The 19,456-nt window shown below is 73.7% G+C and carries 20 protein-coding genes and 1 tRNA gene; 11 read left to right on the top strand and 10 right to left on the bottom strand.

Going from position 1 to position 19,456, the window contains the following annotated elements; all coding sequences use genetic code 11:
• Nucleotides 1-72: 72 nt before the first annotated feature.
• Complete coding sequence (locus tag ACZ6ZI_RS03805; protein WP_469515355.1) at nt 73-1,662, bottom strand: beta-N-acetylhexosaminidase; 1,590 nt, start codon at nt 1,660-1,662, stop codon at nt 73-75.
• Between the two features lie 64 nt (nt 1,663-1,726).
• Here ACZ6ZI_RS03805 and ACZ6ZI_RS03810 point away from each other — a divergent pair, with 64 nt between their 5' ends.
• The 3 genes from ACZ6ZI_RS03810 (at nt 1,727) to glmS (ending at nt 4,892) form a co-directional block, all read left to right on the top strand.
• Nucleotides 1,727-2,626, top strand: coding sequence for a DUF4429 domain-containing protein (locus ACZ6ZI_RS03810; RefSeq protein WP_469515358.1), 900 nt, complete (start codon nt 1,727-1,729; stop codon nt 2,624-2,626).
• A gap of 107 nt (nt 2,627-2,733) precedes the next feature.
• Nucleotides 2,734-3,009, top strand: coding sequence for a hypothetical protein (locus ACZ6ZI_RS03815; protein WP_030008735.1), 276 nt, complete (start codon nt 2,734-2,736; stop codon nt 3,007-3,009).
• 65 nt (nt 3,010-3,074) lie between these two features.
• The gene (glmS, locus tag ACZ6ZI_RS03820; RefSeq protein WP_469515361.1) at nt 3,075-4,892 is read left to right on the top strand and encodes a glutamine--fructose-6-phosphate transaminase (isomerizing); all 1,818 of its coding nucleotides are present in this window, start codon (nt 3,075-3,077) and stop codon (nt 4,890-4,892) included.
• A 123-nt stretch (nt 4,893-5,015) separates the two neighbouring features.
• On the opposite strand, the gene ACZ6ZI_RS03825 is transcribed toward glmS, so the two are convergent.
• Both ACZ6ZI_RS03825 and ACZ6ZI_RS03830 read right to left on the bottom strand, forming a co-directional pair.
• A complete protein-coding gene (locus ACZ6ZI_RS03825; protein WP_363054415.1) occupies nt 5,016-5,585 on the bottom strand; it encodes an acetate uptake transporter in 570 nt (189 codons plus the stop codon).
• A 97-nt stretch (nt 5,586-5,682) separates the two neighbouring features.
• The gene (locus tag ACZ6ZI_RS03830; RefSeq protein ID WP_363054416.1) at nt 5,683-6,213 is read right to left on the bottom strand and encodes a universal stress protein; all 531 of its coding nucleotides are present in this window, start codon (nt 6,211-6,213) and stop codon (nt 5,683-5,685) included.
• Between the two features lie 372 nt (nt 6,214-6,585).
• On the opposite strand from ACZ6ZI_RS03830, the gene ACZ6ZI_RS03835 reads away from it, so the two are divergent.
• The 4 genes from ACZ6ZI_RS03835 (at nt 6,586) to ACZ6ZI_RS03850 (ending at nt 9,451) form a co-directional block, all read left to right on the top strand.
• Nucleotides 6,586-7,047 carry a hypothetical protein gene (locus tag ACZ6ZI_RS03835; protein ID WP_469515368.1) on the top strand — a complete coding sequence of 154 codons (462 nt, stop codon included), beginning with the start codon at nt 6,586-6,588 and terminating at the stop codon, nt 7,045-7,047.
• Between the two features lie 376 nt (nt 7,048-7,423).
• The gene (locus ACZ6ZI_RS03840; RefSeq protein WP_363054418.1) at nt 7,424-8,596 is read left to right on the top strand and encodes a helix-turn-helix domain-containing protein; all 1,173 of its coding nucleotides are present in this window, start codon (nt 7,424-7,426) and stop codon (nt 8,594-8,596) included.
• A gap of 84 nt (nt 8,597-8,680) precedes the next feature.
• On the top strand, nt 8,681-9,283 hold the full coding sequence (orn, locus tag ACZ6ZI_RS03845; RefSeq protein WP_363054419.1) for an oligoribonuclease: 603 nt from the start codon (nt 8,681-8,683) through the stop codon (nt 9,281-9,283).
• 95 nt (nt 9,284-9,378) lie between these two features.
• Nucleotides 9,379-9,451, top strand: a tRNA-His gene (locus ACZ6ZI_RS03850).
• Between the two features lie 110 nt (nt 9,452-9,561).
• Here ACZ6ZI_RS03850 and ACZ6ZI_RS03855 read toward each other — a convergent pair.
• Nucleotides 9,562-10,629 (bottom strand): LacI family DNA-binding transcriptional regulator, encoded by a 1,068-nt coding sequence (locus tag ACZ6ZI_RS03855; protein WP_469515373.1) that lies wholly within the window; start codon nt 10,627-10,629, stop codon nt 9,562-9,564.
• Nucleotides 10,630-10,766: 137 nt separating this feature from the next.
• On the opposite strand from ACZ6ZI_RS03855, the gene ACZ6ZI_RS03860 reads away from it, so the two are divergent.
• Both ACZ6ZI_RS03860 and ACZ6ZI_RS03865 read left to right on the top strand, forming a co-directional pair.
• Nucleotides 10,767-11,264, top strand: a complete 498-nt coding sequence (locus ACZ6ZI_RS03860; protein WP_469515377.1) for a MarR family winged helix-turn-helix transcriptional regulator — start codon at nt 10,767-10,769, stop codon at nt 11,262-11,264.
• A gap of 100 nt (nt 11,265-11,364) precedes the next feature.
• On the top strand, nt 11,365-12,618 hold the full coding sequence (locus tag ACZ6ZI_RS03865; RefSeq protein WP_469515380.1) for an MFS transporter: 1,254 nt from the start codon (nt 11,365-11,367) through the stop codon (nt 12,616-12,618).
• 22 nt (nt 12,619-12,640) lie between these two features.
• On the opposite strand, the gene ACZ6ZI_RS03870 is transcribed toward ACZ6ZI_RS03865, so the two are convergent.
• The 4 genes from ACZ6ZI_RS03870 to ACZ6ZI_RS03885 form a co-directional block, all read right to left on the bottom strand.
• A complete protein-coding gene (locus ACZ6ZI_RS03870) occupies nt 12,641-13,321 on the bottom strand; it encodes a disulfide bond formation protein B (RefSeq protein ID WP_469515383.1) in 681 nt (226 codons plus the stop codon).
• An 11-nt stretch (nt 13,322-13,332) separates the two neighbouring features.
• Entirely contained in the window at nt 13,333-13,497 is a 165-nt protein-coding gene (locus tag ACZ6ZI_RS03875; RefSeq protein WP_469515386.1) for a DUF5993 family protein, read from the bottom strand.
• A gap of 177 nt (nt 13,498-13,674) precedes the next feature.
• Nucleotides 13,675-15,075, bottom strand: coding sequence for a sensor histidine kinase (locus ACZ6ZI_RS03880; RefSeq protein ID WP_469515389.1), 1,401 nt, complete (start codon nt 15,073-15,075; stop codon nt 13,675-13,677).
• 37 nt (nt 15,076-15,112) lie between these two features.
• On the bottom strand, nt 15,113-15,799 hold the full coding sequence (locus ACZ6ZI_RS03885) for a response regulator transcription factor (RefSeq protein ID WP_469515392.1): 687 nt from the start codon (nt 15,797-15,799) through the stop codon (nt 15,113-15,115).
• A gap of 78 nt (nt 15,800-15,877) precedes the next feature.
• On the opposite strand from ACZ6ZI_RS03885, the gene ACZ6ZI_RS03890 reads away from it, so the two are divergent.
• A complete protein-coding gene (locus ACZ6ZI_RS03890; protein ID WP_469515395.1) occupies nt 15,878-16,441 on the top strand; it encodes a hypothetical protein in 564 nt (187 codons plus the stop codon).
• A 45-nt stretch (nt 16,442-16,486) separates the two neighbouring features.
• Here ACZ6ZI_RS03890 and ACZ6ZI_RS03895 read toward each other — a convergent pair whose 3' ends face one another.
• Nucleotides 16,487-17,386: a spermidine synthase gene (locus ACZ6ZI_RS03895; RefSeq protein ID WP_469515397.1), complete on the bottom strand. Its 900-nt coding sequence runs from the start codon at nt 17,384-17,386 to the stop codon at nt 16,487-16,489.
• A 24-nt stretch (nt 17,387-17,410) separates the two neighbouring features.
• On the bottom strand, nt 17,411-17,827 hold the full coding sequence (locus ACZ6ZI_RS03900; protein ID WP_363054428.1) for a hypothetical protein: 417 nt from the start codon (nt 17,825-17,827) through the stop codon (nt 17,411-17,413).
• A 271-nt stretch (nt 17,828-18,098) separates the two neighbouring features.
• On the opposite strand from ACZ6ZI_RS03900, the gene ACZ6ZI_RS03905 reads away from it, so the two are divergent.
• On the top strand, nt 18,099-19,448 hold the full coding sequence (locus ACZ6ZI_RS03905; protein WP_469515400.1) for a tetratricopeptide repeat protein: 1,350 nt from the start codon (nt 18,099-18,101) through the stop codon (nt 19,446-19,448).
• Nucleotides 19,449-19,456 lie beyond the last annotated feature (8 nt).

The following is a 19,456-nucleotide window of genomic DNA, read 5'->3' on the forward strand; positions in this document are numbered from 1 at the left end:
CGAAGCCCTGACGGCCCTCTTCGCGGACGCGCCGCGCGCGTTCGGCCCCGACCCCACCGGTCGGGGCCCTTCTCACTCCCAGGGCACGTCCGGGGCGCGGAAGTAGGCGATGTCCTGCGCGTCCAGGCGGGGGCCCTGGGCGGCCAGTCGGGCGCGGTAGGTGTCCCAGCCCAGGGCGGCGGGCGGGGACCAGCCCAGTTCGGCGAGGCCCAGGACGCGGGGGAAGGCCATCAGTTCCCAGTCGGCGCGCGTGGCGATCGTCTCCGTCCACAGCGGGGCCTCCACGCCGAGCACCGCCGATTCGGGGACGTCGGGCAGGTGGCGGCCCGGGTCCCAGGAGTAGCCGCGCCGCACCGGTACGTATCCTGCCCAGGCCAGGCCCGGCTTGGTGGTCGCGTCGTACTTCATGTCGAGGTAGGCCCGGTCGGCCGGGGACAGGATCACCGGGTGGCCCGCCTTCGCCGCCGTCGCCACGGCCGCCTTCTCGGCGGCGCCCGTCTTGTCGTGGCCCCAGTACTGGAGCACGGCGCCCGGCGCCGGGGAGGCGTTCGCGAGCTGGTGCCAGGCCACCACCGTCTTGCCGTGCCGGGCGACGATCGCCTGGGCCCGGTCCATGAAGGCCCGGTAGTCCGCCTCCGGGGTGGAGTGCGCCTCGTCGCCCCCGATGTGCAGGTACCTGCCCGGGGTGAGCTCCGCGAGTTCGCCGAGGACCTCGTCCACGAACTCGTACGTCCGCTCCTCGCCCACGCACAGCGAGCTGAAGCCGACCTTGATGCCGGTGTAGCGCTCGCGCGCCTTGCCGTCGCAGTTCAGTTCCGCGTAGGAGGCCTGGGCGGCGTTCACGTGGCCCGGCATGTCGATCTCCGGGATCACCTCCACGTAGCGCTGCGCCGCGTACGCGACGAGCTCCCGGTACTCCTCCTTGGTCCAGTGCCCGCCGGGGCCGCCGCCGACCTCGCTCGCGCCGCCGTGTTCGGCGAGCCGCGGCCAGGAGTCGATCCACAGCCGCCAGCCCTGGTCGTCGGTCAGGTGCAGGTGCAGCTTGTTGATCTTGTACTGGGCGAGTTGGTCCACGTACCGCTTGACCTGCTCGACCGGGAAGAAGTGCCGGGCCACGTCGATCATCGCGCCCCGGTACGCGAAGCGCGGCGCGTCCGTGACGGTGCCGCCGGGCACGTGCCCCGTCCCCCGCACCGGCAGCAGCTGGCGCAGCGTCTGGCCCCCGCGGAAGAGGCCGGCCGGGGTGCGGGCGGTGAGGGTGACCCCGGAGGCGGTGGTCCGCAGGCGGTAGCCCTCCTCGCCCAGCTCCCGCGCCCCCCGGTCGATCAGGAGCCGGATTCCGTCCCCGTCCTCGCCGTCGACCACGGGCAGCGGCAGTCCGCTCGGTCCGCGCAGCTGTTCCGCGAGCAGTTCGCCGACCTGGCGCACCTCCTCCGGGGCGCGCCGGCCGGTACGGATCACCGCGCCCGCGCCGAAGTCCCAGCCGGCGCCCTCGGCCCGCGCGGAGGCGGGCGCGGGCAGGATCCGTTCGTAGGGGGCGAGGGCCGCGGGCCGCCGGTCGCCCGGTCTGGCGTCGTCGCCGCGGGCGGGGGCGCAGGAGACGGAGGCGCCGAGGGCTCCGAGGGCGAGGAGGGTGCCGAGCGCGCGTCGCAGGACTCTCATGCGCTCAGGTATAGGCCAACCGGCCCTCCTGCCGCGACGGGTGGGCCGATGGGAGAATCCCGGAATGGCGGAAATCATCCAGAAGGACGGTACGTGGACCTTCGACGGGGACACGGTGCGCATCGTGCCCGGTCGCGACAAAGGGGTCGGAGTGCTGCGGCAGACCCTCGGTGAAGTGGCGGTTCCGCTGCGGGCGATCGGGGGCATCAGCCACGAACCGGGGCGCAAGGCGGGCCGGTTGCGGCTGAGGCTGCGCGACGGCGCGTGCCCGCTCCTCCAGGTGACCGCCGGGCGGCTGCCGGAGGCCTCGGACCCGTACCGGTTGACGGTGGACAACGACCGCACGGGGGTGGCGGAGTACTTCGTGGACGAGGTCCGCAACGCCCTGCTGCTCGACGGGATCGACCCGGGGCCGGCACACGGCTACCTGCTGCCCGGCCCGTCGGTGCCGCTGACGGTGAGCGCGGGGGACGGCACGGCGGAGTTCGACGGGGACCGGATCACGCTGAACTGGAGTTGGACGGCGGAGGAGGCCAAGACCGCCTCCGGTCCGCGTTCCTTCCGGGTGGCCGAGCTGGGCGGGGTGCAGTGGTTCCCCGCGCGGGGGCTGGAGAACGGTTGGCTGCGCTTCAGCCTGGCGGGGGCCCCGCAGCCCGGTCCGCCCAAGTACGACCCGTACACGGTGGAGCTCTTCGGGCTGCGCAAGGACCCGGTGATGGCGCTGGTCGCGGCGGCCGTGGCCGTACGGATGCCGCACCCGACGCCCGCCGCGCCCCTCCCGGCGCCCGTCCCCGCGTCCGCCCCGACACCCCTGGAGCGGTCGGGTCCGGCCCTGGCCGGCGAGGCGGCGGACCACGACACCCTGCTGCGGCGGCTGCGGGAGCTGGGCGAGCTGCGTCAGGGCGGGATCCTCACCGAGGCGGAGTTCAGCGCGGCGAAGGCGGCGATTCTGGGTCGTTTCTGACCCTCCCCGTCCGGAATTTCCCATTCCTCTGGTCCAGACCAGCGAGATCCTGCCCGAAATCGGGCAGGATCTTTGCGTTCCTCCTCTTCGGCCGTCACTATCTACAGGTGCTCGATCGCCGCCCGTCGCATGACGACCTCGTCGACCACCTGGTGCGCAGCACCGCGCTCCAGCGCGGGGAGGCCGCCCGGGTGGTGCTCGACGTGCTGGCGTACTTCGACGAGACGACCGAGGAGTTCGTCCGCCGTCGCCACCGCGAGCTCCAGTCCGGTGGCGCCGTCAACGCGGAGATCTTCGAACGGATCGCGGCCGAACTGCCGCACCGCGCCGTGGCTCCCCCGGAGCTCTCGCTCCGCCAGCTGCGCCGCATCGTCTACGGCTGAGCCGGTCACGGGACCCGAGCGCCCGGCCGGGCACACGAACCGAACTTCAGGAGGGGCTCAACCGTATGTGCGGAATCGTCGGTTACATCGGCAAGCGTGACGTGGCACCGCTGCTGCTCGAAGGCCTGGCACGACTGGAATACCGCGGCTACGACTCCGCGGGCATCGTCGTCAACAGCCCGAAGGCCGCCGCGCTGAAGATGGTCAAGGCGAAGGGTCGCGTCCGCGACCTGGAGACCCGCGTCCCCAAGCGCTTCGCCGGCACCACCGGCATCGCCCACACCCGCTGGGCCACCCACGGCGCCCCGAGCGACGTCAACTCGCACCCGCACCTGGACCCCGACAACAAGGTCGCCGTCGTCCACAACGGCATCGTCGACAACGCCTCCGAGCTGCGCGCCAAGCTGGAGGCCGAGGGCGTCGTCTTCGCGTCCGAGACCGACACCGAGGTGATCACCCACCTGATCGCCCGCTCGCAGGCCGACAGCCTGGAGGAGAAGGTCCGCGAGGCGCTCAAGGTCATCGAGGGCACCTACGGCATCGCCGTCATGCACGCCGACTTCGCCGACCGCATCGTCGTCGCCCGCAACGGCTCCCCGGTCATCCTCGGCATCGGCGAGAAGGAGATGCTCGTCGCCTCCGACGTCGCCGCGCTGATCGCCCACACCCGCCAGGTCGTGACCCTCAACGACGGCGAGATGGCCACCCTCAAGGCCGACGACTTCCGCACCTACACCACCAGCGGTACGACGACCACCGCCACCCCGGAGACCGTGGAGTGGGAGGCCGCCTCCTACGACATGGGCGGTCACGACACGTACATGCACAAGGAGATCTCCGAGCAGCCCGACGCGGTCGACCGCGTGCTGCGCGGCCGGATCGACGACCGCTTCAACACCGTCCACCTGGGCGGCCTGAACCTCGACCCGCGCGAGGCCCGCGGCATCCGCCGGGTCAAGATCCTGGGCTGCGGCACCTCCTACCACGCGGGCCTGATCGGCGCCGGGCTCATCGAGAGCATGGCCCGCATCCCCGCCGACGCCGAGCCGGCCTCCGAGTTCCGCTACCGCAACCCGGTCGTGGACCCGGACACCCTCTACATCGCGGTCTCCCAGTCCGGTGAGACCTACGACGTGCTCGCGGCCGTCCAGGAGCTCAAGCGCAAGGGCGCCCGCGTCCTCGGCGTGGTCAACGTGGTCGGCTCCGCCATCGCCCGCGAGGCCGACGGCGGCGTGTACGTGCACGCCGGCCCCGAGGTCTGCGTCGTGTCCACCAAGTGCTTCACCAACACGGTGGTGGCCTTCGCCCTCCTCGCCGTGCACCTCGGCCGCATCCGCGACCTGTCGGTCACCGACGGCAAGCGGATCATCGAGGGCCTGCGCAGGCTGCCGTCGCAGATCCAGGAGATCCTGGAGGGCGAGGACGAGATCAAGCGGCTCGCGGCCGAGTACGCCGAGGCCAAGTCGATGATGTTCATCGGCCGGGTGCGCGGCTACCCCGTGGCCCTGGAGGCCTCCCTCAAGCTGAAGGAGATCTCCTACATCCACGCGGAGGCCTACCCGGCCTCCGAGCTCAAGCACGGCCCGCTGGCCCTCATCGAGCCGGCGATGCCGACGGTCGCGATCGTCCCGGACGACGACCTGCTGGAGAAGAACCGCGCCGCGCTGGAGGAGATCAAGGCCCGCAGCGGCCGGATCCTCGCCGTCGCCCACCGGGAGCAGGAGAAGGCCGACCACACCATCCTCGTGCCCAAGAACGAGGACGAGCTGGACCCGATCCTGATGGGCATCCCGCTCCAGCTGCTGGCCTACCACACCGCCCTGGCCCTGGGCCGGGACATCGACAAGCCGCGCAACCTGGCGAAGTCCGTGACCGTCGAGTAGGTCGCGCCACCGCCGAGCGGGTCGCACGGTTCGAGCGCGTCCCGCGCTCCGACGCCGGTACGCGCACACGAACGTGACGAAGGCCCCCGGGGAGGATTCCCCGGGGGCCTTCGTCGTGACGCCTCACCCCGCGGCGACCGCGCCGCGCCCCGAGGCCTTGCCGAGCGCCATCGGCCAGTGGGCCAGGGCCGCGGTGGCCCCGTACCAGGCGAGCAGGCCGGACACGGCCGCCACCCAGCCGCCGACCTTGGCCAGCGCGGAGCTGTCCGCGAACGCGGCTATCGCCAGCAGCACCAGGGAGAGGGTGAGCAGGGCGTAGACGCCCTGGCCGAACAGACCGCTCGCGGCGGCGACCGTGAGGGTCAGCGCGAGCATCGCGAAGAGGACCAGAAACGTTCCGGCGGCGTCCGCGGAGGCCGCCCCGCCCGCGCCCTTGGCCCAGGTGAACCAGAAGACGCCCAGGCCCGCGAAGGCGGTGCCGTTGAATCCGTTGCCGCCGCGGTACTCGACGAGTCCGAGGAGGAAGAGGGCCGCGCCGCCGACGTACATGGCGAGTGACACGGAGTCGGCGGCGGTGACACCGTTCAGGATGCCGGTGTGGCCGATACCGAACGCGAGAAGGGTGAGACCCAGGGCGATGTTCCCGAGGGTCGAAGTCGAGGCCGTGCTTCCCGCAGAGACACCATTGTCCACGGCGGGCTCCCTTCGATCTGCAGTTGTTTGCTGCGTCCCAGCAGCACTTATTTACCCTTTACATGGGTTCACAACCACACAACCGACCTACAGAGGGTCACGGAATGACAACAACGGGTCGCTGTGCCCGCTTGGCGAGCCGACCCGCGACCGACCCGAAGATCCGGCCCACGATCCCGTGCGTGGAACCGACCACGATGGCGTCCGCCGAATACTCCCGGCCGACCTCCTCCAGCTCGTGGCAGATGTCCCCGCCCCGCTCGACGAGGATCCACGGCACCTCGGAGAGGTAGTCCGCGCACGCCAGCTCCAGCCCCAGCACCTCGGTGCGGTGGTCGGGGACGTCGACGAAGACGGGCGGCTCGCAGCCGGCCCAGACCGTGGTGGGGAGCCGGTTGGCGACATGCACGATGATCAGACCGGAACCGGAGCGCCGGGCCATCCCGATGGCATACGCGAGGGCTCTCTCACTGGACGTGGAGCCGTCGAAGCCCACCACCACACCGTGCCGGAAGGCCGGGTCGCAGGGGAGGCGTGTCTGTTCCACCGCGCGCAGGTCGCTCGATGCGGAATCGGCGAGGGGTTTGCGCTTGCGGTCCGCGGGTTCGGAGAATTCGTGACCGGCCATGGGTGTCTCGGCGAAGGATCCTCGGGGAAGCGACGGGCGATTTCGGCGGTGCGGGGCGGTGCGGGTGGGTGCTGCGGGTGGGCGACGACGCCGACTTTGGCGACGCAGCGTGACCAAGCTCTGTCCGGGAAACATCTTCCCAAGCCTTTACCCACCAGGGTACGGCGACACTCCTGTCCTGCACAGGGCATGTCGCCCTAGGAGAGCGTCCCAGGGAGCATGCCGGAGCGAGGGCTCCTTGGCAATGACGACTGTCCCCTACAGCCAGTGACGAGAGGCCTCCGCGCCACCCGTGCGCGCAGTGACCGAGCCCCTCGCCGGGGCGTTGGACATGCGTCCGACCGTCCAGGAAGAGCCCGCAGGGAGTACGCCGTGCCCGGCCATCCGGTTCACCCCGTCCAACCCGTCCAGCCCGTTCCGCCGACGCAGTCCCGCCCCTCCCCCCGCCCTCCCCACCCCTCCCCCTTCCCCTCCTCCCTCACCTCCTCGCGCCACCCGTCGGTTCACCCGTCCGGGCAGCACCCGGGACGCCCCCAGGACGACGCCGCGGACGACGTGGTCCGTTGGGCCGCCTTCAGTTGCCTGCTGGTCCCGGTGGTCCTGGTCGTCTACGGGACCTCCTACGGCGGCGCCGCCGTCGCCACCCTCGGGCTCGCCGCCGTGACGGCCGCGTGCCGGATCCTGCTGCGCCACTCCGAGAAGACGCAGCGGGCCGCGGCCCGGGTGTTCGCGGAGGACTCCCCACCGACCGGACACCGTGGCCGACACTCGCGCAGCGGTTCCGGTTCGCACCGCGGCTGCCACGGCCCCGGCGGGCTTTCCCCGCACGACTGACCGGTTCGCACGTACACACCCGGTTGTTTTCAGCCAACTTCCGGACCGGGTGCCCCCCTTGCCGGAATGTCCCCCCAACCCCCCTACCATCAGCGACGACAGGGTCAGGGGGGTGCCGCGACCCCATGGGTACAGGCCATGGCCGGAGCGCACGCTTCCCACTCGGGTAGCGGAGTGGAACGCTTCCTGATCGAATGCTTTTCGCCAAGTTGCCAAGTCGACATAGCGCTGCGTGCTGAACTTGTCACGCCGACACCACGGGACGCAGTAGATTCGATCATGTATTTACGGCGGGGGATCCACGTGCAAGGCCGAGGGGAAACGTGCAGGTGCGACCAGACCAAGGAGTCGCGACACCCAAGGGGGGCTTAGCGCCATGAGCCAGGATTCCACCGCCGTCGTCGCGGACGCGGGCCGGAAGCTCGCGGGGCGTCGCCGCAGGGAGATCGTCGCCGTGCTGCTGTTCAGCGGCGGGCCGATCTTCGAGAGTTCCATTCCGTTGTCCGTGTTCGGCATCGACCGGCAGGACGCGGGCGTTCCGCGCTATCGACTGCTCGTGTGCGCCGGGGAGGACGGTCCGCTGCGGACCACCGGCGGACTCGAACTGACCGCGCCATACGGGTTGGAGGCGATCGCCCGGGCAGGCACGGTCGTCGTGCCGGCCTGGCGCTCCATCACTTCACCGCCGCCGCCGGAGGCGCTCGACGCACTGCGTCTGGCGCACGAGGAGGGGGCCCGGATCGTCGGCCTGTGCACGGGAGCCTTCGTGCTCGCCGCCGCCGGGCTGCTCGACGGCCGGCCCGCGACGACGCACTGGATGTACGCGCCGACGCTGGCCAAGCGGTACCCGTCCGTCCACGTCGACCCGCGCGAGCTGTTCGTCGACGACGGTGACGTCCTGACGTCCGCGGGCACCGCGGCCGGAATCGACCTGTGCCTGCACATCGTGCGCACGGACCACGGCAGCGAGGCGGCCGGGGCACTGGCCCGCCGACTCGTCGTCCCGCCGCGCCGCACGGGTGGCCAGGAACGCTACCTCGACCGGTCGCTGCCCGAGGAGATCGGCGCCGACCCGCTGGCCGAGGTCGTCGCCTGGGCGCTGGAGCACCTCCACGAGCAGTTCGACGTGGAGACGCTGGCCGCCCGCGCCTACATGAGCCGACGCACCTTCGACCGGAGGTTCCGCTCGCTCACCGGCAGCGCGCCGCTCCAGTGGCTGATCACCCAGCGGGTGCTCCAGGCGCAGCGGCTGCTGGAGACCTCCGACTACTCGGTCGACGAGGTCGCCGGGCGCTGCGGGTTCCGTTCGCCCGTCGCACTGCGCGGACACTTCCGGCGGCAGCTGGGGTCCTCCCCGGCCGCCTACCGCTCCGCCTACCGGGCGCGCCGGCCGCAGGCCGACGTCTCCCCGGTGTCGGAGCTCTCGGGTACGCCGCTTCCGCACCAGCGCACCCCGCAGCCCCAGCGCGCGGCGGCGGCCCTGGCCGCCTCCGGTCCGAGCGTGACGGAGCTGTACGCCCCCAACCGGGTGCTGCGCGAGCACGCGTAGCCACCCCCGCGGGCACTGTCCCGACCGGGTCCCCCACATCGGCCGAGCACCGATGTGGGGGACCTTCGGCATAAGGTGGGGCGCATGAACGATCGCATGGTGTGGATCGACTGCGAGATGACCGGGCTCTCGTTGACGGACGACGCACTTATCGAGGTGGCCGCACTGGTCACCGACTCGGAGCTCAACGTGCTCGGCGAAGGCGTGGACATCGTGATCCGCCCGCCGGACGCGGCCCTGGAGAACATGCCGGACGTGGTGCGCGAGATGCACACCTCCTCCGGGCTGCTGGACGAACTGGCCGGCGGCACCACCCTGGCCGACGCCGAGGCGCAGGTCCTGGCGTACGTGCGGGAGCACGTGAAGGAGCCCCGGAAGGCGCCGCTGTGCGGCAACTCCGTCGGCACCGATCGCGGCTTCCTGCTGCGGGACATGGGCGCGCTGGAGAGCTACCTGCACTACCGGATCGTGGACGTGTCCTCGGTGAAGGAGCTCGCGCGCCGCTGGTACCCCCGCGCGTACTTCAACAGCCCGCCCAAGAACGGCAACCACCGGGCGCTCGCGGACATCAAGGAGTCCATCGCCGAGCTGCGCTACTACCGCGAGGCGGTCTTCGTGCCGCAGCCCGGACCGGACTCGGACACCGCCCGCGCCATCGCCGCCAAGCACGTCGTGGCCGGCGAGTAGCACCCACCGGAGAGGGGTGCCGGAAAAGGAGGGAGCGAGCACCCCTCCGGACCCTGTACCCTTTTCTTCGGCCGGTCGTTCAGCGACCGGACATGGTGGGTGTAGCTCAGCTGGTAGAGCACCTGGTTGTGGTCCAGGTGGCCGCGGGTTCAAGTCCCGTCACTCACCCTGTGGGAAGGCCCCGGTACGCGAAAGCGGACCGGGGCCTTCCGCGTTTCGTGCGCCCCTTCCCGCACCTCACCCGTACCCGCACCACGCCCACCCGCGACCGCCTCGGGCTACGAGGACTCCCGAACGATCAGTCGCGTCGACAGGAGCAGTGTCCGCTCCGGGCGGCGGTCCTCCCCCGCCGGCTCGGCGGAGACCAGCTCCAGCAGCATCCGCGTCACGGCCCGGCCCAGCTCCGCCGCGGGACGCCGGACGCTGGTCAGCGGGGGCTCCAGGAAGGGAGCCACGGGCGAATCCCCGAAGCCGACGAGCGCCACGTCACCCGGTATTCGACGCCCGGCCGCGCGCAGCTCCCGCCCGGCACCGGCCGCCATCAGATCGGACGCGGCGAAGACGGCGTCCAACCCGGGTCTGCGCTCCAACAGCTCGCGCATCGCCCGGCGGCCCCCCGCCTCGGAACACTCCGCGACGGCGATCAACCGCTCGTCCACGCCGCGCCCCGCGCCCTCCAGGGCCTGCCGGTAGCCTCCGAGCCGGCACCGGGAGGCGTACGCCTCGGGCGCCCCCGTCAGCGCGGCTATCGCCCGCCGACCCCGCCGCAGGAGGTGGCCCACCGCCGCGGCCGCGCCCCCGCGATCGTCGAAACCCACGCTCGGCAGGGTCTCCCGCTCCTGGCGGCGCCCGGCCAACACCACCGGCACCCCCAGCTCCGCCACCAGCTCCGGCAACGGGTCGCCCGCCCGCGCCGACAGCAGCAACACCCCGTCGACCCGGCGCGCGGACAGGTACCGGAGCAGCCGGGCGCGCTCCCGCTCCTCGCCCGCGAAGGTCAGCACGAGCTGGAGGTCCCGCTCGGCGAGGGTCGCGCCGACCCCGTGCAGAAGGGCGGAGAGGTCGGGGTCGAGGTCGAAGTCCGGGTCCGGGTGGGGTGCGGAGCGCGGGACGACCAGCGCTATCGCGTCCGCCCGACCACCGGCCAGCGCACGGGCCGCCCGATGGGGCACGTATCCCAACTCGGCGACCGCGGCCTCGACGGCGGCGCGGGTGCCGGAGCTGACCTTGCCCGAGCCGTTGACCACCCGGGAGACGGTGCCGCGCCCGACCCCGGCCCGTCGCGCGACCTCTTCCAGGGTCGGCGCCTTACCGCCGTGCGTGCGAACCCGCTCCTGACCCTTCATGGCTTCCTCCCGTGGCTGTGAATCTACTCCTGGATCGACCGGGTCCCTCGGCTAAGGTGCCGAGCGACTACATGACGCAGATTCCGCTCCACGCAACCTCTGCGTCACACAGATAAATCTCTGGCAGGGAGAAGCCGATGTCAAAGGATTCCACCCGTGCGGGTGAATGGAGCCGCGCCGAACTCCTCGCGCGCATCCTCATCGAGGACCGCCGCCGCCACGCCGACCAGGGTCGTCTCGACCAGGCCATGGCCGACCACGTCGGGCTGCACCCCACCGACCTCCAGTGCGTGGCCCTCCTCGACCTGGAGCCCGGCCCGGTCTCCACCGGTGACGTCGCCCGCCTGACCGGCCTGACCTCCGGCTCCGCGACCCGCCTCGTGGACCGGCTCGTCAAGGCGGGCGTCGTCACGCGGCAGGCCGACCCCGACGACCGGCGCCGCTCCCTCGTCGTCCTCGCGCCCGCCGCGCGCGAGCGGTTCACCGCCGCCTGGGAGGCCCCCGGCCGGGCCTTCGGGGCCGTGCTGGAGCGCTACGGCGACGCGGAACTCGCCGTCATCGCCGACTACCTCCACCGCAGCGCCGAGGTCGGCCGGGAGCAGGCGCGACGACTCCGCGCCGGCGAGGACGCCTGAGCACTGCCGAGGGAGGGATTCCGCCACTACCGTCCCGGGTGACGGGCAACGACGCGCGCCGGAGACACGGGAGGGTCGGCGTGCGGCTGGAGGTTGCCCCGTGTCCCGACCCACCGCCCGCGCCGCCGCGGGCTCCCCTACCGCTCCCGCCCCCGTGGGCCTGCGCGGCGTCCTCGCGCTCGGCGGCCCCTCGCTGCCCCTGCTCGGATTCCTCGCGCGCCTGCCCGCCGCCCTGTGCCCCATCGGCACCCTGCTGCTCGTCAACGCCCGCGAGGGCATCGGCCGGGCGGGAGCCGTCGCCGCCGCCCTCTGGCTCGGACAGGCCCTCGGCGGCCCGGTCATCGGCCGGCTCGCGGACCGGCGCGGACACCGGCCCGTGCTCCTGACCGCCTGCGGGGCGAACGCCGCCGCCCTGGCCGGCCTCCTCGCCGTGATCCTGGCCGGGCCGGAGCCCGCCGCCCCGGTCGTGCTCGCCGTGGTGGCCGGGCTGACCGTGCCGCAGGTGGGACCGCTGGCGCGGGCCCGATGGGCGCGGTTGGCCGGGGCGGACAAGGCCCTGCTGGGCTCCGCGCTCTCCCTGGACACCACCCTCGACGAGGTCGGGTTCGTGGTGGGGCCCGCGCTGGCCGGGATCCTCGCCGTGACCGTCCACCCCGCTTCGGCGCTGGTCCTGGCGGCGGTGCTGATCCTGACGGCCGGCACCCTGTTCGCCCTCCACCCGAGCGCGCCCGGGCCGCTCGCGCGCGGGGGTGCGCGGGGCGGCGTACGGCTGTGGTCGCCGGGGCTGGTCCTGCTGTGCGCGCTGGCCGTGCTCCAGGGCGCGGCGTGGAGCGGAGCCAACACGGGGGTCAACGCGCTGGCGGAGTCCGTGGGCGAGCCCGGCGCGGCCGGACTGGTGTGGGCGGCCATGGCGGTGACCAGCTCGGCCGCCGGGCTCGTGACAGTGGCCCGGCCGGGTCGCGCCGGCCCGGTCGTACGGTTGCGCCTGAGCATCGGGATCCAGGCGCTGCTGACGTTGTCGTTGCTCGCCGTGGGCGGGCTGTGGGGGGCGGCCGCCGCCGTCGCCGCGATCGGACTGGCCGTGGCCCCGCACCTGATCGCCCTGTTCGCCCTGGTGGAACGCACCGGTCCGGCCGAGCGGGTGGCGCAGGCCATGACCGTCGTGGGCAGCGGGCTGATCATCGGCCAGGCGTCGGCGGCGGCCGTCGCCGGGCCGCTCGCGGCGGCCCACGGCCACCGGGCCGCGTTCGCCCTCGCCTGCGCCGCGGCCGTCGCGTCGGCGGTGACGGCCGCGGTGGCGGCCCGAGAGGTCCGGTTCGAGCCCCTGCGGGACCGGGTCCCGCCGTCGCGGTGACGGCGCCGCGCGACCGTCGGCGTCAGCCGCGCGGAGCGCCGCCCGGGCGGGGGGCCGGGGGCTCGTCGAGGATCCCGACGTCGTAGAAGAACCGATAGCGCGTGGGATCGTCGGGCAGGAACCAGTGGAAGCCCTCCTGAAGGAAGACGGCCACCAGGTTGACGGCGATGACCAGCCCGAGGAAGGCGAGGGCGAAGGTCCCCACCGCGCGGTGCGGGCCCGGGGTACGGGCCGGAACGACCCGGTCGGCCGTCGTGTGGGCGAAGGCCAGGGCGATCCCGATCGCGACGACCGAGGCGGTGAAGAGGATCCACGCCCACACGTACAGGTGCAGGCCGAACACCTCGCTGCCGTACCCCTTGTTCCCGGGCAGGACGTGCAGCGTGGTCTGCCGCCACGCCGCGAAGGAGCCCGCCGTCACGGCGACCAGGGCCAGGCCCCAGCCCATCATGTAGTCCCGGCCCGTCACCACGCCCACGACGAGCGCGGAGCGGATGACGTGGGCCGCCCCGATCGCCGCCAGCAGCATGAACATGCGCTGCACGACGCACAGCGGGCAGGGGTACTCCCCCAGGCCGAACTGGTAGTACAGGCCGCCGCAGACGACGCCCGTCCAGCCGATGACGAACAGGCACGCGAACCAGTACTGGACCCGCCCCGACAGCCCGCCCTCCAGCGGGGTCTCGGGTACGAGGGTGCTCATCGCCGCCACGGTCAGTAGCTCAGGGTCAGGGCGAGGCCGCCGGTGATGTGGTGCGCCATCAGCAGGATGACGGCGGTCAGCATGACCCACCACGCGCCGAGGACCACCGTCCGGGAGGTCTCCCGGTACATGGCGATCAGCGTGGCGAGGAGCCCGCCGAAGATCAGGGTGTCCATGAGGCGGACCGTACCGACCCGCGCTCCCCCGCCCCGCGCGGCACGCCCCACGGGTACGTCGGTTGCGCCGCCCACGCGCCGCCCACGCGCCGCCGGCCCGTCGAGCGCCTGCCGAACGCCTGCCGAACGCCTGCCGAGCGCCCGTCGCCGCGCGCCGTTCGCCGCGCCGACCTGCCCTCATCCCTCGGACGCGGCCCGGTCCGTACGCCGCCGTCCGCGCCGGGTCCGCCGCCCGGCCGCCCCCCGGCCGCCGGTGCGGGCCCGGTCGTCGAGGGCGATCCACAGCCGCACCTCGGTGCCGCCGAGTACGGAGCGCCCCAGGCGGACGTCGCCGCCCGTGGACTCCGCTACCCGCCGGACGATGTCCAGGCCGAGCCCCGTGGAGCCGTCCCGGGCCCCGTCGTTGCCGCGCCGCAGGGCCGCGTCGGGGTCGGCGATGCCCGGACCCGCGTCGGAGACCAGGACGATGACGGCGTCCCCGGCGTCGTGCACGTCCACCGCGAAGGGCGTGGCCTCCGGAGTGTGCCGGAAGACGTTGCCGAGGAGCGCGTCGAGGGCGGCGGCCAGCTCGGGGCGGGCCACGGGGACGCGTACGGTGCGGTCCACGCCGGCCAGGCGCACCTCGCGGCCCTCGTCCTCCGCCAGCGCGGACCAGAAGCCCATCCGGTCGCGGATCACCTCGGAGGCGTCGCAGCCCGCGCCGGCCGCCGTGGCGGCGGGGGCGCGCTGTTCCCGCGCGGTGCGGATGATCGTGTCGACCTCCCGCTCCAGTTGTTCGACGGCCGCCCGGGTGTGTTCGGCGGCCGGGCCCTCCCCGAGGGAGGCGGCGTTGAGCCGGAGCACGGTCAGGGGCGTGCGGAGGCGGTGCGAGAGGTCGGCGGCGAGTTCCCGCTCGTTGGCGAGGAGTTCCACGACCTGGTCGGCCATGGAGTTGAACGCGACGGCCGCCGAGCGGAGTTCCTTCGGCCCGGCCTCGGGCACCCGTGCGCCGAGCCGGCCCTCCCCCAGCTGGTGCGCGGCGTCCGCGAGCCGTTCGGCGGGCCGTACGAGGCGGGCGCCGAGCCGGTCGGCGACGGCGACGGAGCCGACGACGAGGGCGATCCCGACCCCGGCGAGGACCAGCCAGGCGGTGGTGACGCCGTTGCTCACCTCGCTCTCCGGGACCAGGATCTCGATCACGGCGATGTCCCCGGAGCCGAGGGCGGTGGGCTGGAGCAGGGCCGATCCCCCGCCGGCCACCTTCGCGGTGCCGGCCCGGCCCAGGCGGCGGGTCTCCTGCACCGCGTGCGCGCCGGCCCAACCGCCGCCGATGTCCACGGGCGGGGCGTCGCCGATGGCCGGTACGTGGACGGCCATCCGGCGGGCGGCGCCCGTCTGCGTGGATTCCACGGCCTTGCGCAGTTGGACCGGGTCGGTGGTGATGGAGAGCGTCGGGCTCATGGTGGCGGCCTGTCGTTCGGCGTTGGAGAAGGCCCGGTCGCGGGCCATCTCCTGCACCACCAGCCCCAGTGGTACCGCGAACGCCAGGACCACCATGGTCGTGACCGCCAGGCACACCTTGACCAGCGCCCACCTCACGGCGTCCCCCTCCCCTTCCCCCTCCCCGGGCCGCGCGTCACAGCGGCGGCTCCAGCTTGACCCCGACCCCGCGCAGCGTGTGCAGGTAGCGGGGGTTGGCGGCGGTCTCGCCGAGCTTGCGGCGCAGCCATGACAGGTGCACGTCGATGGTCTGGTCGTCCCCGTACGACTGCTGCCAGACCTCGGCGAGCAGTTCGCGCCGGGCGACGACCACCCCGGGCCGGCCGGCGAGGAAGGTCAGCAGGTCGAACTCCCGGCGGGTCAGGTCGAGGACGGCCCCGTCCAGCTCGGCCTGGCGGCGCAGGGGGTCGATGGCGAGCCCGCCGACGCGCAGCACCCGCGAGGGGGGTTCGGCGGCCGCCGCCTGGGAGCGGCGCAGTACGGCGGCCATGCGGGCGGAGAGGTGCTCCACGGAGAAGGGTTTGGTCAGGTAGTCGTCGGCGCCGTCGTTGAGGAGGCGGACGATCTCGGCCTCGTCGTCGCGCGCGGTCGCGATGATGACGGGCACGTCGGTGATGCCGCGCAGCATCTTGAGCGCCTCGGAGCCGTCGAGGTCGGGCAGGCCGAGGTCCAGGATGACCACGTCGAAGCGGTGGTGGGCGACCTCGCGCAGGGCCTCCAGGGCCGTGCCGACGCTCCGCACGGTGTGGGAGGCCTCGGTCAGGTGCCGGATCAGGGCGGAACGTACGAACTGGTCGTCCTCGACCACGAGCACACTAGCCATGGCCGCACGGTAGTCCATTCGGGCGACCGGGCGGGGTGTCGGGCCGGGTCCGTTCCGGGTGGTGCAGTATGTCCCCTGATGCGACGAGGACTTGTACATGCCACGGCCTGGGTGCTGGCGACCGGTGCCGCCATGGCCCTGTCCTGGTGGGGCGTGCACACCGTCATGTCGGGAACGGCCTACGATCCTCCGCTCGCGAACCCGCCGCTGTCCTCCTCGACGCTGGGCTCGCGGGCTCCGTCGCCCGTTCCCTCCCCCGCCCCGCCGTCCGCGTCCGCCTCCCCCTCCGCTTCCCCCTCCGCTTCCGCGTCCGGCCCGTCGCAGGCGGCGCCGTCCGCCGGCGCCTCCGCCGCGAAGCCGTCCCCGAAGCAGGCCCCGCCGGGCCCGGGCCCCGGGTCGCGGCCGGAGGGCGGCGCCCAGGGAGAGGTGAAGGCCTACCCGGTCACGGGCGGCCGGGTGGTCTTCGACCTGGGGGCCTCCTCGGCCGAGCTGGTGTCGGCGACGCCGGACGCCGGCTGGCAGATGCAGGTGTGGAAACAGCCGTACTGGATCCGGGTGACCTTCTCCAGGGCGGGCCGGGAGATGTCGGTCTTCTGCACCTGGAACGGCCACCCGCCGCTGGTGGAGACCTACGAGGGCTGAAACCCGCACCCCGAGCGCCGCTGGAACACGGCCGGCGGAACACCGTCAGCGGAACACCGACGGCGGCGGCTCCGGGGATGCCACGGCGGAGGCGTCCGCGACGGGGGTCGCCCCGCCCGTGAAGTCCGCCAGCGCCCGGCCGTGTTCCACCCGGCCCGGGTGCGGGTCGCTCGCCACGCGGCGGGTGAACTCCGCCACCGGGAGCTCCCGGTCGGCGGCGACGAGCACCGCGTTGCCGAAACGTTTGCCCCGCCACACCACCGGATCGGCGGCGACGGCCAGTTCGGCGAAGCGGGAGGCGGCGGTGGCGATCTGGCCGCGCAGGTGCGCCAGCGGCGGACCGTCCGCGAGGTTCGCGACGTACCAGCCGGTGGGCGCCAGGGCCCGGCGTACGTCGTCCAGGAACTCGGCGCTGGTCAGGTGGGCGGGCGTGCGGGCCCCGCTGAACACGTCGGCGATGATCAGGTCGGCCCAGCCGTCGGGCACCTTGGCCAGCCCGGCGCGCGCGTCCACGGCCCGGACCCGGATCCGCGCCTGGGGGTCCAGCGGCAGGTGCTCGCGCACGAAGGCCACCAGGGCGCCGTCGATCTCCACGACCTGCTGCGTGGAGCGGGGCCGCGCGGCGGCCGTGTAGCGGGCCAGGGTGAAGGCGCCGCCGCCGAGGTGCACCACGTTCAGGGGCTGCCGGGCGGGTGCGACGAGGTCGATGAGGTGGCCGATGCGCCGCTGGTAGGCGAAGTCCAGCCGGCCGGGGTCGTCGAGGTCCACGTGCGACTGCGGGGCGCCGTCGATCAGCAGGGTCCAGGCCCGGGGCCGCTCGCGGTCCGGGGTCAACTCCGCCTGGCCACCGCCGACCTGCCCGCCGACGGGTTCCGCGCCACCGCGCGCCCCCCGGCCCTCGCCGCCGGCCCTGCCGCCCTTGCCGCCCTTGTTCTTCCCTGCCACGCCCCCATTATCGGCCGGCGCCCCTCAGCGGCAGTTGTCGGCCGCCTCGATCAGGCGGGCCGCCTCGCCGAGCGCCGCGCGCAGCACCTCCGGGTCCGTGACCGGTCCCACCGCCTCGGGCGGCAGCAGCCAGCCCGTGCAGCCGGCGGTGGGGGAGGCGAGGTCGCCGAAGCGCATGCCGCGCCCGTTGGTCTGCGTACAGGCGCTGCCGGGCAGGTCCCAGGCGTCGGCGGTGCCGGGCGGGACGAGGAAGCCGAGGGTGGCGCCGGAACCGTCGTGGAGCACCGGGCCGACGCCGGGGGCGGTGTGGCCGGCGCCCCGCCGGATGATGTCGACGGCCTCCAACCCCTGCCGGGCGGGGACGGTGACCAGGTCGGGGGCCTGAGCCGGGACCGGGGTCACGCCGGGCTCGGGCGCGGTGTTCGTTCCAATGCTGTCCATGCCGGCCTCCACCAAGGGGAACCCCTCCTCGATCCGTATCCGCATGGGTTCAACGCACGGGGGCGTCAACAGGTGCGGCGGCAAGACGCCGCAAAGGATGGCAGTTCATGGCGGATCGCGGGTGAGATATCCGTTTTGTAGCCAAACACCGTGTGGAGCCCTCTCCGGCGGCGGTACGTTCGTGCGCGCCGGCGCCCCGCGCCGGAAGCGAAGCCGAGTACGGCCGGGGCAACCCGAGATCGCCCAGAGATCGCCCAGAGAGGCCACGTCCATGGCGGCGTCCCCCCACTCACCCAACTCCTCCTTCCGGCGGCTGCGCGGTCGGCACTCGCCGGCCGAGTTCGCGGCCCTGGTGCGCAGGGCGGCCCGGGAGATCGGCGAAACGGTTTCCTGCGACGCCCGCTACATCGGCCGGGTCGAGTCGGGCGAGATCCGCTGCCCCAACTACGCCTACGAGCGGGTCTTCCTCCACATGTTCCCCGGCCGCACCCTGACCGACCTCGGCTTCGCCCCGCGCGAGGCCGTACGCGGCCGCTCCGGCCGGCGGGCGGTGTCCGCGCCGCCCGCGGCCGACGCCCCCGCCCCGTACGTCCGCTCCCTCCCCTCCCCCCACCGTTCCAAGGAGAGCGACGTGCTGCGTCGCGCGTTCATGGCGGGCGGATCCGCGACCGTGGCGGCCGCGACGCTCAGCCTCACCCTGCTCGGCGACGCCCGCCGGCTCCCGTCCCGGGCCGGCGAGGCCGAGGCCGAGGCCGTCGAGGACGCCGTCCGCCAGATCCGGCTGCTGGACGACCGGCACGGCGCCGACGCCCTCTACCGTCGGGCGGCCGGGCCGCTGCGCACCGCCTACGCACTGCTCGACGCGGGAGCCACCCGGCAGTCGACGGAGGACCGGCTGCACGCGGGGGCCGGCGAGCTGGCCGTCTCGGTGGGCTGGCTCGCGCACGATTCGGGCCGGTACGAGGACGCCCGCTCCCACTACTCCGAGGCCCTGGCCACCGCCCGGGTGGCCGGCGACGCGGGCCTGGAGGCGCACGCCTTCAGCAACATGGCCTTCCTGGCCCGGGACTGCGGGCGTCCGCGCGAGTCGGTACGGGCGGCCCAGGCGGGCCGGCGGGCGGCGCGCGCGCTGGGCTCGCCCCGGCTGCTGGCGCTGCTGGCGCTGCGGGAGGCGGGCGGCTGGGCGGGGCTGGGCGACCGCAAGGCCTGCGAGGAGGCGCTGGCGCGGGCGCACACCGAGTTCTCGCGGGGCCCCTCGACCGCCGACCCGGAGTGGATGTCCTTCTTCGGCGAGGCCGAACTGGAGTCGCTGGAGTCCCGCTGCTGGGCGGCCCTCGGGGAACACGGCCGCGCGGCCCGGCACGCCCGCCGCGCGGCCGACCTCCAGGAACCGCACTTCGCGCGGAACGTGGCGCTCTACACCGCCGAGCTGGCCGACGACCTGGCCCGGGCGGGGGCGCCCGACGAGGCCGCCTGGGCGGGGGGCCGGGTGCTGGACCTGCTCACCGAGGTCCGCTCGACGCGGATCCGGTCGATGCTGAACGAGACGGCCCGCGTCCTGGTCCCGCACCAGCGTTCCCCGCGCGTGGGCGCCTTCCTGACCCGGCACGCGCAGGCCTGACCCGGCGC

The sequence above is a fragment of the Streptomyces sp. NPDC103540 genome (genome assembly GCF_055584445.1).